The organism is Acidobacteriota bacterium (genome assembly GCA_026707545.1).
Lineage (GTDB): Bacteria > Acidobacteriota > Thermoanaerobaculia > Multivoradales > Multivoraceae > Multivorans.
This window is the reverse complement of sequence record JAPOWR010000001.1, coordinates 1752596-1767474: the sequence shown is the minus strand read 5'-3', so window position 1 is coordinate 1767474 and position 14879 is coordinate 1752596. Positions and strand designations below refer to the sequence as shown.

Annotated in this window: 16 protein-coding genes; 10 read left to right on the top strand and 6 right to left on the bottom strand. The window is 67.5% G+C overall.

The annotated features are described in order from the left end of the window. Positions 1-23 precede the first annotated feature (23 nt). Positions 24-1385, top strand: a complete 1362-nt coding sequence (locus OXG83_07010; GenBank protein MCY3964767.1) for an alanine/glycine:cation symporter family protein — start codon at positions 24-26, stop codon at positions 1383-1385. Positions 1386-1396: 11 nt separating this feature from the next. Here the strand turns inward: OXG83_07010 and OXG83_07005 are convergent, their stop codons facing one another. Further along, on the bottom strand, positions 1397-1768 hold the full coding sequence (locus tag OXG83_07005; protein MCY3964766.1) for a type II toxin-antitoxin system VapC family toxin: 372 nt from the start codon (positions 1766-1768) through the stop codon (positions 1397-1399). Further along, complete coding sequence (locus OXG83_07000) at positions 1765-1995, bottom strand: AbrB/MazE/SpoVT family DNA-binding domain-containing protein (GenBank protein ID MCY3964765.1); 231 nt, start codon at positions 1993-1995, stop codon at positions 1765-1767. Before OXG83_07000 ends, OXG83_07005 begins: the two co-directional genes overlap by 4 nt. 126 nt (positions 1996-2121) lie before the next feature. On the opposite strand from OXG83_07000, the gene OXG83_06995 reads away from it, so the two are divergent. Further along, positions 2122-2769, top strand: a complete 648-nt coding sequence (locus OXG83_06995; GenBank protein ID MCY3964764.1) for a hypothetical protein — start codon at positions 2122-2124, stop codon at positions 2767-2769. Positions 2770-2779: 10 nt separating this feature from the next. Here the strand turns inward: OXG83_06995 and fabF are convergent, their stop codons facing one another. Next, a complete protein-coding gene (gene fabF, locus OXG83_06990; GenBank protein ID MCY3964763.1) occupies positions 2780-4027 on the bottom strand; it encodes a beta-ketoacyl-ACP synthase II in 1248 nt (415 codons plus the stop codon). Between the two features lie 130 nt (positions 4028-4157). Here fabF and OXG83_06985 point away from each other — a divergent pair, with 130 nt between their 5' ends. From OXG83_06985 to OXG83_06950, 8 genes are all read left to right on the top strand, one after another. Beyond that, complete coding sequence (locus tag OXG83_06985) at positions 4158-5858, top strand: PQQ-binding-like beta-propeller repeat protein (GenBank protein MCY3964762.1); 1701 nt, start codon at positions 4158-4160, stop codon at positions 5856-5858. A gap of 121 nt (positions 5859-5979) precedes the next feature. Further along, positions 5980-6366 (top strand): helix-turn-helix transcriptional regulator, encoded by a 387-nt coding sequence (locus OXG83_06980; protein MCY3964761.1) that lies wholly within the window; start codon positions 5980-5982, stop codon positions 6364-6366. After that, entirely contained in the window at positions 6360-7745 is a 1386-nt protein-coding gene (locus tag OXG83_06975; protein ID MCY3964760.1) for a permease prefix domain 1-containing protein, read from the top strand. Before OXG83_06980 ends, OXG83_06975 begins: the two co-directional genes overlap by 7 nt. A 14-nt stretch (positions 7746-7759) precedes the next feature. Beyond that, positions 7760-7990: a hypothetical protein gene (locus tag OXG83_06970; protein MCY3964759.1), complete on the top strand. Its 231-nt coding sequence runs from the start codon at positions 7760-7762 to the stop codon at positions 7988-7990. A 67-nt stretch (positions 7991-8057) separates the two neighbouring features. Beyond that, positions 8058-9086 carry a hypothetical protein gene (locus tag OXG83_06965; GenBank protein ID MCY3964758.1) on the top strand — a complete coding sequence of 343 codons (1029 nt, stop codon included), beginning with the start codon at positions 8058-8060 and terminating at the stop codon, positions 9084-9086. A 131-nt stretch (positions 9087-9217) separates the two neighbouring features. Then, positions 9218-10132 (top strand): hypothetical protein, encoded by a 915-nt coding sequence (locus OXG83_06960; protein ID MCY3964757.1) that lies wholly within the window; start codon positions 9218-9220, stop codon positions 10130-10132. Positions 10133-10197: 65 nt separating this feature from the next. Further along, complete coding sequence (locus OXG83_06955; GenBank protein MCY3964756.1) at positions 10198-11283, top strand: hypothetical protein; 1086 nt, start codon at positions 10198-10200, stop codon at positions 11281-11283. A 90-nt stretch (positions 11284-11373) separates the two neighbouring features. Then, positions 11374-11814 (top strand): DUF6152 family protein, encoded by a 441-nt coding sequence (locus tag OXG83_06950; protein ID MCY3964755.1) that lies wholly within the window; start codon positions 11374-11376, stop codon positions 11812-11814. Between the two features lie 108 nt (positions 11815-11922). Here the strand turns inward: OXG83_06950 and OXG83_06945 are convergent, their stop codons facing one another. The 3 genes from OXG83_06945 to OXG83_06935 are packed head-to-tail and all read right to left on the bottom strand — an operon-like array spanning position 11923 to position 14868. Then, entirely contained in the window at positions 11923-13479 is a 1557-nt protein-coding gene (locus OXG83_06945) for a hypothetical protein (protein MCY3964754.1), read from the bottom strand. Between the two features lie 11 nt (positions 13480-13490). Continuing rightward, on the bottom strand, positions 13491-13973 hold the full coding sequence (locus OXG83_06940) for a hypothetical protein (protein MCY3964753.1): 483 nt from the start codon (positions 13971-13973) through the stop codon (positions 13491-13493). Positions 13974-14013: 40 nt separating this feature from the next. Continuing rightward, entirely contained in the window at positions 14014-14868 is an 855-nt protein-coding gene (locus OXG83_06935) for an MBL fold metallo-hydrolase (GenBank protein MCY3964752.1), read from the bottom strand. Between the last annotated feature and the right edge of the window lie 11 nt (positions 14869-14879).

Below are 14879 nucleotides of genomic sequence, written 5' to 3'. Positions count from 1 at the left end.
GCGGCCGGGGCGGCCTGACCCCGATGCTGGCCTCGCTCGAGCGGTTCCTGGAAGTCGTCGTCGGCTACGCCTGGGGCATGCCCCTGGTCGTCCTGTTGATCGGGTCCGGCGCTTTCTTCTGCCTCTACGTCCGCCTGCGGCCGCTGCTCCACATGGGACACGCCACTGCGGTGACGCTCGGGAAGTACGACTCGCCGGACGATCCGGGGCACATCAGCCACTTCCAGGCCCTGTCGACGGCGCTGGCGGCCACGATCGGGGTCGGCAACATCGGCGGCGTCGCGATCGCGGTCACCCAGGGCGGCGCCGGAGCCGTGTTCTGGATGTGGGTGGCGGCCGTCGTCGGCATGGGCACCAAGTTCTTCTCCTGCACGCTGTCCCAGATCTACCGCGGCCGGGACGAACGGGGCGCGCTCCTCGGCGGCACGATGTACACGATCGAACTCGGCCTGGGGAAGAAGTTCCGGCCGCTGGCGATCATGTTCTGCACCTTCGGCCTCTTCGGCTGCCTGCCGATGTTCCAGAGCAACCAGGTGGCGGAACTCCTGAACGCCCAGTTCGGACTCGATCCGATCCTGACCGGAGTGGGCTGCGTGGCCCTGGTCGCGCTGGTCGCCTTTGGCGGCGTCGAACGGATCGGTGCCGTGACGGGGCGGTTCGTGCCGGTCATGTGCGTCCTGTATCTGGGCATGGCACTCTGCGTTCTGTTCGTGCGCTCGGACATCGCGGTGGAGGTGTTCGGTCGGATCTTCCGCGAGGCCTTCACCGGCACCGCCGCGGCGGGAGGCGCGATGGGCATCGGCTTCCAGCAGGCGATGATGATCGGCGTTCGCCGCGCCGCGTTCTCGAACGAGGCGGGTCTCGGCACCGCGCCGCTCGCGCACGGCGCGGCGAGGACGAACGAACCGGTGCGCGAGGGCCTGGTGGCGATGCTCGGCCCCTTCATCGACACGATCGTCGTCTGCTCCCTCACCGCCTTCGTCATCCTTTCGAGCGGCCTCGAAACGGTCGGCGACATCACCGGTGTGTCCCTGACCGCGGACGCGGTCGAGAGCGCCCTGGGTGCGCCGGGTCGCGCCCTGCTGGTGCTGATCGTGATGATGTTCGCGATCTCCACGATGGTCAGCTACTCGTACTACGGCAAGCGCTGTTTCGCCTACCTGTTCGGCGCGAAGCGGGACGGGCTCTACACCTGGTTCTACCTCCTGGGCATCTTCGTCGGCGCCTGGTGGAGCGCCAGCATGGTGATCAACATGATCGACACCGCCCTGGCCATGATGGCGGTGCCGAACCTGATCGCGACGCTGCTCCTGGCGCCCAAGGTGAAGGCGGCGGCGACCGGCTACTTCAACCGGCTGCGGGCGGAGCGGAGAGGTTTGTCGTAGGGGTAGCCTGCTTACCTGGGGAAGTAGCGCACGCCCGGCAGACCCTCGAAGTCCGCGTCCTGGGTCCAGAGTTCCGCCTCCCCGGACCAGGCGGTCGCGAGGATCGAGGCGTCGGCCATCGGTAGCGAGTGCTTGAGGGACAACTGGGCTGCGTGGAGGGCGAGTTCGGGGGACAAGGCCACGACCCGGCCTCGCTGCATGATCGCAACGGCTTCACGGGCCTCGGCTTCTGAGCGCTGTCTGCACGTGATCCTGAACACCTCGTAGAGGCAGATGGTCGGGACGAGAAGTCTCCTTGTATCGAGAATGGGCTCCTCAAACAGGTCCGCGCGTTCAGAATCCGCCAGGTACTCGAGCCACCCCGACGAGTCGACGACGTTCACAGTTCTCGATCCGGTTCACGCTCGACGGTGGTGTCGATTCCCCTGAGGAACCCTCGATACTCCTCCATCGGCCTGACCGGGATGAGACTGATCGTCTCGCCGACGCGAATCGCCTGGATCTTCTGGCCTGGCTTGAGCCGCAAAGCGGTGCGGATCTCAAGCGGGATGACGACCTGGTACTTGGGGGACAGTGTGACGGGTTTGGGAGAGAAGGTGATCTTGTCCATGGTTGTACAACCGTAACATGATCGAACGCTACTCCGTATGACGGTGCGTGGCGGGATCGGAAGAACGTATGACCGGCGGGAACGTCTCATGGTCGCGGCTCAGAGCTGCAGTAGAGTGCCGACGGCATGAAGAGGGCGGCCGGCGCGCTTGCAGTTTGTCTGGCGCTGGTCATCGTTCCGGCGCAGGCGATGGACCCGTGTGAGGTCGATCTCGCGTCAGCGCCAGAGAAACGTCTCAGCAGCGGTCCTCTGACATGGGACTTGCCGGCGGCCGGGAAGTGGCGTGTGTCGAGACGTGCCGCCGGCGGCCGCATCCGGGAGGGCTGCGGTCTCGGCGTGATCGAAGCGCCTCTGAGCGCGGTGCGGGATGTCATCGACGCGGCTGCCGACTTCGACCAGTTCATGCCGCGCGTCCTCGAGTCCGATGTCGAGCCGGTCTCGCCGGGCGTCTACCTGAACCGGCAGATCCTGGACATGCCCTTCCCGGTGGAGGATCGGCGCTACACGGTCCGCGTGGAAACCGGTGCCGTCGAGACGGGAGCCGGTAGGGGCTGGCTGGCACGCTGGACCTACGTCGAGGGATCCGGGAACGTGCGGGAAAGCAGGGGCTCCTGGACCTTGATTCCGCTTGACGCCGAACGGACGGTTGTCGTGTACAGACTGCTGACCGACCCCGGCGGACGTCTTCCGGCGTGGATCGTCGACTACACGGCGCCCCGCGCGCTGCGGCGGGTGCTGGCGTCGGTACGGGAGAGGGTGCTCGGCCGGAAGTAGGTCGGTTCCCTCAGCGCTCGCCGAGAACGATCACCACGTTCTGGCCGCCGAAGCCGAAGGCGTTGACGAGCGCCACGCGGGTGGGGTGAGCCCGGGCCCGGTTCGGGACGTAGTCGAGGTCGCAGTCCGGGTCCGGCCGGTCGAGGTTGATCGTCGGCGGGATCGTCCCCTCCTCGATCGTCTTGACCGCCGCCAGGGCCGACACCGCTCCGGCCGCGCCGAGCATGTGGCCGACCTGCGACTTGGTGGCGGTGACGGCGACTTCCGATGCCCGCTCCCCGAGCGCCTTCTTGATCGCCAGCGTCTCCGCCACGTCGCCGAGCGGCGTCGCGGTGCCGTGGGCGAAGACGGCGTCGACCTCGCCGGGGTCGGTGCGGCTCGATTCGAGGGCCCTGCACATCGCGGCCGCCGCTCCGGACCCGTCGGGACGAGGGGCGGTCAGATGGTGGGCGTCGGCGGTGACGGCGCCACCCCGGACTTCGGCGTAGACCCTGGCGCCTCGTTGCTCCGCGTGGCGCTCGGTTTCGACGACGAAGGCGACACCGCCCTCGCCGAACACGAAACCGTCACGATCGGCGTCGAACGGCCGGCTTGCTGCCTTCGGGTCGTCGTTGCGGGTCGAGAGGGCCTGCAGGCGCGAGAAGGTGGCGATGATCAGCGGTGTGATGCCCGCCTCGGTGCCACCGGCGATGACGGCGTCGACTTCGCCGGAGCGCAGGAGCCGGTAGGCCTCGAGCAGCGCGTAGTTGCCGCTGGCGCAGGCGAGGGTCGAGGTCGTGGTCGGCCCGGTCAGCCCGAGCTCGATCGAGATCAGGCAGGACACGGCGTTCGGCATGACGTCCGTCACCAGGAAGGGATTCGCCTGCTGCGGCCCCCGCGCGACCAGCCGACGAGTGCCGGTTTCCATGCTTCCCAAGCCTCCGCCGCCGGTGTTGAAGGTGATGCCGTAGCGGTGCGCCGTGGCGGGTTCGATGGCGAGTTCCGCGTCGGCGACGGCCTGCTTGGCGGAAGCCACGGCGAAGTGGGTAGCGCGCGCGAGGCGTCGAGCCGCCTTGCCCTCCAGCCACTCCCTGGGCTCGAAGTCGCGCACCTCGCAGGCGATCTTCACCTTGAAGCCGTCCGTGTCGAACGCCGTGATCGGTCCGGCGCCCGAGTCGCCGGCCTTCATTCGGCGCCAGAACGTGCCGACGTCGTTGCCGACCGGGGTCACGGCGCCGAGTCCGGTGATCACGATCCGGCCGTTGTCCGTCGCGGGCATCGCGCGAGGATAGCGCCCCTGCGCTACGCTCGCCGTTCGCCGTTTTCAGGTGTCCCTGATCAGGGAGTCGAGTATGAGTCGAGAGCCAGTACCACGGTTCGCAGCGGCCGTCGTGGCGCTACTTTCCGCGATGGCCCCTGCCGTGTACGGACAGTCCGGGGAGGACTTCGTCCCCGTCACCGACGCGATGCTGGAGAATCCCGACCCCGGGGACTGGCTGATGTGGCGCCGCACCCAGAACGGCTGGGCCTACAGCCCTCTCGACCAGATCGACCGGGAGAACGTTGCCGAACTCACGCTGGCCTGGTCGCGCGGACTGGAGGAAGGCAGCCAGCAGGGGACGCCGCTCGTCTACGACGGCGTCATGTACTACCCGAATCCGAGCAGCGTCACGCAGGCGATCGACGCCGTGACCGGAGATCTTCTCTGGGAGTACAAGCGGCCGATTCCGAGGGACATCGCGACCTACGTCGGCGGCTTGGAAACGGTCAACCGGAGCATCGCGATCTACGGCGGTCTGATCATCGACACCGCGAATGACGGCTACGTCTACGCGCTGGACGCGGTGACCGGGGAGCTGGTCTGGGAGACGCAGATCGTCGACTACGAGACGGAACCGGCCAGGCACTCGACCGGACCGATCATCGCCGCGGGCCGCGTGATCTCAGGCCGGAGCTGCCGGCCGCACCGGGGGCCCGAGGCCTGCTTCATCGCGGCGCACGACGCGGCGACGGGAGAAGAACTCTGGCGCCGGCCGCTGATCCCGGGGCCGGGCGAGCCCGGCAATGAGACCTGGGGCGACCTGGCGTTCGAGAACCGGCACCACGTCGGCTCCTGGATGGCGCCGAGCTACGACCCCGAGCTCGAATTGCTGATCGCCGGCACGTCCGTCACGTCGCCGGCGCCGAAGTTCCTGCTTGGCGGCCACGAGAAGACGCACCTGTACCACAACTCGACCCTGGCACTCGAGATAGCGACGGGTGAGGTGCGCTGGTACTACCAGCACCTGAACGACCACTGGGACCTGGACCATCCCTTCGAGCGGCTGCTGGTCGAGACGGCCGTCGCGCCCGACGCGGAGGCCGTCGCATGGCGCAATCCCGGGATCGAGGCAGGGGAGATGCGCAAGGTAGTCACCGGCGTCCCGGGCAAGACGGGCCTTGTCTACACCCTCGACCGCGAAACGGGAGAGTTCCTGTGGGCGCGGCCGACAGTGCCCCAAAACGTGATCGAGCGGATCGACGGCGAGACCGGCCTCGTGATCGAGAACTCGGAAGTGGTGTTCACCGAGCTGGAGCAGGAACGTCTGATCTGTCCGTCGCTCCTCGGCGGCAAGGACTGGGAGGCCGGCGCCTACAGTCCGCTGACGAATGCGATGTACTACCCGCTCCGGAATCTCTGCTCCCAGATGACGACGCGCATAGGTCGGGGCGCGATGCACTACGCGCTCGTCAACGACACCCAGTTCGCGCCCGGGAAGGAAACGCTCGGCACCGTCTACGCGATCTCCGCCGAGACCGGTGAGACGCTCTGGCTCCACGAACGCCTGCCGGTAACGATGTCGCTCGTCTCAACCGGGGGAGGCCTCGTCTTCGGCGGCGACGTCGGCGGCCGCTTCTGGGCGCTGGACCAGGAAACCGGCGACGTGCTCTGGGAGATCAACCTCGGCTCCTCGGTCACCGGTTTCCCTGTCAGCTACGAAGTCGACGGCCGCCAGTACGTGGCCGTGGGCACCGGTGCGGAGGGCGGTACGACCTCGACCTTCCGGCGGCTGACGGCGGAGCTCCGTCCGAGTTCGAACAACACGCTGTTCGTGTTCGCGCTGCCCTGAGGGACCCGGATGAAGCGGGGCTCCCATGGGGAATCTGCGCCTGAAGTTACGTTGCACAGTCATGCATTGTTGTGCTATGCATACGGCCACGTCGCGTTCCGGTCGACGTTGGAGGGGGAAGATGGACATCAGCAAGGACCTCGTAGCCGCTTCCGCGGCGCCACTCGTGCTGGCGATCCTGGTCGAGGGCGACAGCTACGGCTACGCGATCATCAAGCGGGTCGGCGAGCTGTCGGACGGTCAACTCCGATGGACGGACGGCATGCTCTATCCCGTCCTGCATCGACTTGAGCGGCTGGGCTATGTCGAGGCGCGCTGGATGAAGGCGGAGACGGGCCGGCGGCGCCGGTACTACCGAATCACGAAGGCGGGTAGGGCGCGCCTGAAGACGCAGCGCCGGCAGTGGCAGGCGGTGGACCGCACGCTGCGGGGGATCTGGAGGGTGTCCCTGCCGGCGGACCGGACCTGGCAGGCGAGGCCGGACTGGGCACTCGCACCGGCATGGTGACGCACGACGAAACCCTCGAAGCGCAGATCAGCCAGTGGCGCAACTGGCTGAGACGTCGCCCGGCGATCGACGAGGCCGACGTGGAGGAGCTCGAGGGCCACCTGCGCGACGTGGTGGCGGCACTCCGCGAACGGGGGCTCGCCGCCGACGAGGCGTTCCTGGTGGCGGTCAAGCGGATGGGCAATCTCGACGCGGTCTCGCGCGAGTTCGCGCGCGAGCACTCCGAGCGGCTGTGGAAGCAGCTCGTGATGCCGGCTGTCGCGGATGGTGCCGCGGCGCGGGCGGCGTCACGCGAGACCTGGGTCGTGCTGGCGCTGGCGTTCGCCGCGGCGGTGGCGATCAAGTTGCCTGAACTGTTCGGCTATCCACAGATCGGATCGGGAGAGGGCTTCTTCGACAACCGCCTTCTCTACTTCCCGAACGTCAGTTTCTTCGTTCTCCCGTTCCTGGCGGGCTACTTCGCGTGGAAGCGCCGGTTGAACCGCGCAGGCTGCGTCCGCCTGGCGCTGGCGTTCGCCGTTGGCGGGGTGGCCATCAACTCCTTCCCGTCCGTGCCGCCCGGCCACACGCTGACGCTCGCGGCGCTGCACCTGCCGATCGCGCTGTGGCTCGCCGTGGGCGTTGCCTACACCGGCGGACGCTGGCGCGAGGGCAGTGGCCGGATGGACTTCGTGCGCTTCTCGGGCGAGCTGTTCATCTACTACGTTCTCATCGCGCTCGGCGGCGGCGTCCTCATGGCCTTCACCAGCCTCGCTTTCGACGCGATTGGCGCGGACGTCAACGAGCTGGTGCTGCAGTGGCTGTTCCCATGTGGCGCGATGGGTGCCGTCATCGTCGCCGCGTGGCTCGTGGAGGCCAAGCAGAGCGTGGTCGAGAACATGGCGCCGGTGCTGACAAGGCTGTTCACGCCCCTGTTCGCGGCGGTGCTGCTCGCCTTCCTCGCCACCATGGTGTGGACGGGCAGGGGCGTCGACGTGGAGCGGGAGGTGCTCATTGCCTTCGACCTCCTCCTGGCGCTCGTTCTCGGTCTCCTGCTCTATGCGGTCTCCGCCCGCGACCCGCAGGCTCCACGGGGACTGTTCGACGGTGTTCAGCTACTACTCATCGTCTGCGCTCTGGTCGTCGACATCGTCGCGCTCGCCGCCATCGCCGGGCGGATCTCCGAGTTCGGCCTCAGTCCGAACAAGGTGGCGGCACTGGGCGAGAACCTCGTTCTGCTGGTCAACCTGTCCTGGTCGGCCTGGTTGTACGGGCGCTTCCTGGCCGGCCGCGGTCCGTTTTCCGCCCTCGTGCGCTGGCAGACGGCCTATCTGCCCGTCTACGCCGCGTGGGCGGCCTTCGTCGTGCTCGTCTTTCCGCCCCTGTTCGGCTTCAAGTGAGGGAGAGAGTTGTCATGAAGAGATGGATGGAACGCGTCCCCGGTCCACTCAGGATGCCCCTGATCTGGGCGGCCGCCGGAGCGCTCGTCGGTGCACTCATCGAGATCACCGACAACGTCGCGCCCGGCGCGCTTGCGATCGCGCCGTTGGTCGACATCTGGCCGCCGGTACTCGCGATCCTGGGTCTTCTCGGCGGCGGTGTCTTTTCCGTCGTGCTCTGGTTGTCGCGGATGCGGAGCGGTTGATCTCAGGGGCTGGGCCGCGCTGCTAGGCTCGTTTCGTTCACGAACAGCGAGTCTCAGGAGGTCGAGCATGAAGACCCGAGCCCCTTCCCTGTGTGCAGCGATCAGCCTGCTGCTCGTGCCGAGCCTCGCGGCCGAGGACATTCCACGCACGCCGAGCGGGCGCCCGGACTTCTCCGGCAACTACGACCTCTCCTTCCTGACGCCGCTGGAGCGTGATCCCCGGTTCGGCGACCGGGAGTACTTCACCGAAGAGGAGGCGAAAGCGATCGCCGACGGAATGGTTGCGGCCAACGCCCGCGATCAGGAAGTCCGTGACCCGAACCGAGGCGTGATCGCGGGCCGCTCGGAGGAGGGATACCGGGGCGTCGGCGCCTACAACGCCTTCTGGCTCGATCGGGGCACGGCTGCCTTCAAGGTCGACGGCAAGTACCGGACCTCGGTCATCACGGATCCGCCGAACGGCCGGTTGCCGCCGCGAACCGAGGCGGGTAAGGCGCGCTTCGACAAGCTGCCACCCTTCGGCTATGAGAACACGGGCACGGCCTGGTGGCTGGAGAACGGGGACGACCCCTACGACGGGCCGGAATCGCTCACCCTCGGCAACCGCTGCGTCTTCCACCAGGGATCGACGATGCCGATCGGCCCGAGGGCCTACAACAACCTGAAGACGATCGTCCAGACCGACAGCCACGTCGTCATCCTGATCGAGTGGATGCATTGGGCCCGGATCGTGCGCCTCGGGGCTGAACCCATTCCGGAGGACTACCGCTCCTACGCGGGCGACTCGATCGGCCGGTGGGATGGGGACACTCTGGTGATCGAGACGAGGAACCATCTGGGCGACTGGGGTTTCCACCGGGAAGGGATGCACGTCATCGAGCGCCTCCGCTTCCAGGACAAGGACTCCTTGTTCTACGAGTACACGGTGAACGACCCGGAGTTCACCGCCCCCTACAGCGGGTCGCTGCCCTGGCCGCGCACCGACGATCGCCTGTACGAGTTCGCGTGCCAGGAGGGGAACTACTCGATGGGCAACACGCTCCGCGGCGCGCGGTACCTGGAGCAGCAGTACGTCGAAAAGCACGGGCGGCAGTAGTCGGCGGCCTTACGGGGAGGCTGTGCGGGCCGACCGCTCCGGGGTTGACCCCATTCGCCTAAGGTGACAGGGTTCGCCTTCATTCCGTTCGGACAACCCGGCGTCTGCCGAAGAGGAGTATGGCCAACGTCATGAGACTCGGAACTAGCGTGTTTTGTCGATCTACCGTGGCTGCGGTCGCGGTTCTCGCCGTGGCGGTGGCGCCGCTTGCGGCCCAGGACTTCGAGCCGGAGCGGCTGTCGGACGGTCATCCGGATCTGAACGGCATCTGGCAGGCCCTGAACGAGGCGAACTACGATCTCGAGCTGCACATGGCGCGCGCCGCGATGCAGCTGCGCGAGGGTCCGCACGGTCCGCTGCCCGCGGCCGAGGTCCTCAACTTCGGCGCGGTCGGTTCGGTGCCGCCGGGCATGGGCGTGATCAAGGGCGGCGGGAAGATCCCGTACACGGATGAGGCACTCGCCAGGAAGAACGACAACATGGCGAACTGGTCCACCCGTGACCAGGAGGTCTTCTGCTACCTGCCTGGCGTGCCGCGGGCGACCTACATGCCGCAGCCATTCCAGATCTTCCACAGCGAGAACGCGGTCTTCATCGCCTACCAGTACGCCGGAGCGGTTCGTGACATCTACATGGAGGAGCTGAAGCCCTCGCAGGTCGACAGCTGGATGGGGACGTCCTATGGCCGCTGGGAGGGCGACACACTGGTCGTGGACGTCAGCGGGCTCCTGGCGAAGGACTGCGCGGAGCGCGAGGGCGACATGCCCGGCTGCGGCGGCTGGCTCGACCGTTCGGGCAACCACTACAGCAACCAGTTGCACGTGGAGGAGCGCTACACGCTGGCCGGCCCGAACCACATGCACTACGAGGCGACGCTCACGGACCCGATGACCTACACGGAGCCGTGGACGATCGAGATGCCCCTCTACCGGCGGATGGAGCCGAACGCGCGTCTGATGGACTTCCGTTGCGTGGAGTTCGTCGAGGAGTTGATGTACGGCGAGTACCGGCGGAACCCGCTGCCGCGGATGAAACTGGTCGACTAGGGCCCCAGGAAGGTTCCGGTGGGCCCTCCAGGGCCCGCCGGACGGTACCCGAAGCGAGATCCACCATGCGTGAACCAGGACTGAAGGCATCTCTGACCGTTGTCGCTCTGGTCGTAGTGGCAGCTCCCGTGATGGCGGCCGGTGACGGGGACGTTCCCCGCACCGCTTCGGGCCGCCCCGATTTCTCGGGTCACTACGATGTCGCCACCCTGACTCCGCTCGCGCGGCCACAGGCGTTCGGCGACAAGCTGTTCATGAGCCGCGAAGAGGCCGAGAGCAGGGTGAAGCAGGCCGCCTTGTTCCGCGCTGCGACGTCTCAGGCCAGCGATCCGGACCGGGAAGCGCCTCCAGACGGCGGTGACGGTTCGCCTGGTGCGGCCGGTAACGTCGGCGGCTACAACTCGTTCTGGATCGACAACGGCACGGACGTGTTCGAGGTGGACGGCAAGTTCCGAACCTCGATCATCACGCACCCGAAGAACGGGCGCCATCCGCCGGTGACGGAGGCTGCGCGGGAGCGCTTCGCGGCGCGCCGAGGCTTCTTCCGGGCCAACACGGGGGAGGCGTGGTGGCTGGAGCGCGACGGGGTTGGACCTTACGACGATCCGGAGCTCCGGCCGCTTGCGGAGCGCTGCCTGCTCGGTTTCAGCTCCACCGCCGGACCGCCGATGCTGCCGGCGCTCTACAACAACCTGAAGCGGATCGTGCAGACCGAGGATCACCTGATGATCCTGGTCGAGATGGTCCACGATGCTCGCATCGTGCGAATCGGCGGAGAGCATCTGCCGGAGACGGAGCGGCGGTGGTTGGGCGACTCGATCGGCTGGTGGGACGGTGACACCCTCGTCATCGACACGAAGAACTTCGGCGATCGCGTCGCACTGCGCTCGGCGACCAGGGACCTGCACACCATCGAGCGCTTCTCGCCGATCGACGAGGACCACGTGCTGTACCAGTTCACGGTCGAGGATCCGAACACCTGGACCGAGTCGTGGAGCGGAGAGTACGTCTGGCCGCGTACCGACACACTCCTCTACGAGTACGCCTGCCACGAGGGCAACTACGCGCTGGGCAACATCATGCGCGGCGCCCGCCTGCTGGAGCAGGAGGCGATGGCCAAGGCCGCCCACTCGAGCGGCTCCGGAGAGTAGGTAGACCCCGCCGACCCTGCTAGGGTTGGCGAACAGATCGAGAACCTACGGACACACCCACTGACATCAACCTAGGAGTGAGAGACGTCCATGAGTAAGCGAGCCATGATCATCACGGGAGTCGGCTTTGTCGTCGCGGCAATCGCGGTGACGGTGCCCTTGGTAGCTCACCACGCTTTCGGCGCCGAGTTCGATCCCAACCGTCCCCTGCTGCTGAAGGGCCCGGTCGTCAAGGTCGAGTGGGTCAATCCGCACACCTGGATTCACATGGAGCACACCGAGGATGACGGCACGAAGCACGTCTGGATGGTCGAGGGCGGCACGCCCAACACCCTGCTGCGGCGCGGCCTCTCCCGTGACGACCTCCTGCCGGGCACCGTCATCATCGTCGACGGCTACCAGAGCAAGGATCGCTCACGGCGCGCGAATGGCCGTGACGTCACCTTCGAGGACGGCAGCAAGATCTTCATGGGCTCCTCGGGCACCGGCGCGCCGCGCGACGGCCGCGACCCGACCGAGCCGCCTCGGTAAACGGACTGGGTGCGCCGGCGTTCTCGCCGGCAACCCGGCGCGCGAAGCGCCGGCTTCTGGAGTCGTGAGCAGGATGCTCGCTTCGCCCGGAGCCGGTTCTGCGCTCCGTCAGCCTTCCCGACGCCTCAGGCGCGCCGCGTGGCGCCTGAGGCGTTTTGCCGCTGGGGCGAGGGAAGAAGCGGCGGAGAACAGGCCGCCCAGCAGCAGGACGATCACGACGAGGTCCCACAAGGGCCGCCGGTGGTAGAAGCCGGGAAAGTCCAGGCGATGGAGTCCGCGGTAGAGCCAGCGGTCGATCCGGCTCTGCCGCTGTTCGCGGTGGACGATTCGGCCGAGTGACGGACTGAGATAGAGCCAGGTGGCGACCGGGTCGTCGAAGCGCAGTCGCAGTACGGGCAGCGGCAGGCGGCGATGGCGGCGGTCGTCGTAGTAGGCGTCGTAGTCGTCGAGCTCGACCGCGTCGACGACGTTCGACGCAGGCATCGCAGCTGTCGCCGCGGCAAGAAGTTCGGGACGGCTGAAACGACGGCGCGCACCGCCATTCAGCGTGACGAGGCGGTGCTCGAAGGGTTGCACCACCGCCTGGAACGACAGGGGACCGGCGTTGTAGGTGCCACCGCCGTAACCCCTGCCGTCGCCCGACAATGGCGGACGGTAGGCGAGCATCAGCGGTTCACCCGCGAACTGGAGAAACTCGACTTCGCGCGGCCGGAAGCCGGTCGAAACCGACTCCAGGGCGGTCCGGATCGAGGCCAGATCCGGTTGATTGACGGCGCTCGTTTCGCCCGCGACCGCGGAGTGCTGCGCCGCACTCGTCGTGCGCCCCGCCTGCCAGCGAAAAGGATCCATCGACAGCGCACCGCTCAGGACCCAGGTGAAGGCGGCGGTGCCGAAGACCAGCCCGCTGTAGTGATGCCAGCGCATGATGCCCGTGTACGGCGAGCGTTTCCGCCGGGTCAGGCGGATCACGCCGACGGCGAGGCCGGAGAGGGTCAGCACGCAGCCGGCGGCGGACGTCCAGACGATCAACTGGTACCAGACCGTCGAGTGTGAACGGAGCGGCGTGAAGTAGAGCCAGTGGAGCACGGCGCCGGCGGTGCCCCAGAAACGGGAGACGGGAGTCGTTTCCATGACCACTTCGGCGGTGCGATCGGAGACGTAGAGCACGTCGCCGCCGGCATGGATGCGGTGGACGGGAAACAGGGGCCTGACCTGCAGGGTCCATTGGTCGGGGCGGATCAGAAGCCGGTCGTAGCGAGGTGGGGGTAGGGCACCGCCGGCAACCGGCAGGCGCGCGAACTGCGCGGCGATCGCGGTTGCCTGTTCCTCGGAAAGCTGGAGCATCTGGCTGCCGGTGTCCGCGTAGACGGCGGTCCAGCCGGCGGACGTGCGAAGCCGGTAGATCGGTCGTGCGCCGGCCATGCCGAGCCGAAGCTGGAGGATCTCCGCCGCGCCCGTGTCCAGGCCGGCCGCGTCCGCCGCGCGCCCTGGATCGACCGCCACGGCCTCGAGGTCGAGCGGCGGCAGGCGGTTCAGTCGATCACCGGGCTCGAGCGCGGGCATCCGCGCGTACATCATGACCAGCGCCGAGGCGAACCACACCACGAACAGCAGGTTGCCGGCGATGCCGAGCCAGCGGTGGAGGAGGACGAGCGCGCGCCGCAACGCGGTCGGACCTACTGACGGAACTGGTTTGGATCGTTGGCCCAGTACTGGGCGTGGCAACCGGCGCAGGCGAAGTAGATTTGCTCGCCGATGTCGAAGATGCCCTGGACGTCCTGGGCATTGGCGGCCTGCATCGCCGCGTCGCCTGCGTCGATCAGGTCCCGGCACCAGGCGACCCAGTCCTCGTCGTCCAGCCTGCGCCGGTCCATCATCAGCAGGTTGCCCGACTCGGCGATCGTGACCGCGGCGTTGCGGACGAGGGTCCATTCCTCGTCCGTCTGCGGCTGGATCTCGATCGTCTCCTCCGGAGTGATGATCGTGCCGGCCGACGCCCAGATGTGGTCGGCCGCCGGCTCCATGACCGAGGCCATCAGCAGCCGCGTGCCTGCGACCTCACGAAACGGCGGTCCCGTCTCCCCGCTGCCGCAGGCTCCAAGCGACAGGGCCGTGGCGGCGACGGCGGACAGCGTGAACAGCTTCCGGACGACGGTCATGACGGTGGCGGAGTGTAACGGAGTCGTTGTCCCCGGCGGCTCAGTCAACGCACGTCTTCCAGACGTCTCCGTACGCTGTGAGCAGCACCGCTGTCGGTGCGGCCCAATGAGTGCCGACGACCGTGATTCCGGTGTCGCTGAAGCGCTCGCAGAAGCCGCGGCGGGCCGCGACCGCGGCGTCACGGTCGACGTCGGCAATCGAGCACCACTCGGGGTGGGCGCACTGACACGGATGGTGCATCACGTCGCCCGAGATGACTCCTTCCTCGCTGCCGGAGGAGACGGCGATGCTGCAGTGACCCGGGGTGTGGCCGGGAGTGGGGAAGAACTGGAGTTCGGGGTTGATCTCGTGGTCACAGTCGACGAGGTCGACGAGGCCCGCCTCGAACACTGGCGCCACGGAGTCGCCGAAGACGTCGCCCCAGTTGACCTCGCCCTCGTCGCGCCAGTACTCGAACTCGGGCCGCGCCATGACATAGCGGGCGTTGGGGAACGTGGGCACCCACTCGCCGTCGACCTTCATCGTGTTCCAGCCGACGTGGTCGATGTGGAGATGAGTACAGACGACGAGGTCGACCTGCTCGCGCGGGAAGCCGGCGTCGCGGATCTCCTGGAGGAACGGTCCGTCGAGTTCGTTCCAGGCCGGCAGGGCGCGCTTCTTGTCGTTGCCGACGCAGGTGTCGACGACGATCTTGAGTCCCCGCGACTCGACCAGGAACGCCTGGATGATCATCTTGAGCCGCTCGCCGTTCGGCGTCACGAAGTGCGGCTCGAGCCAGTCCAGGTCCGGTGCGAGGTTCTCGGGCGTGGCGTCCGGCAGGAGGAACGACGCCGGAACCGGGTAGTCGATCTCGATGATCGGGGTGATCGAGACGTCGCCGATCTTGATGCCCATGCGTTGTTCTC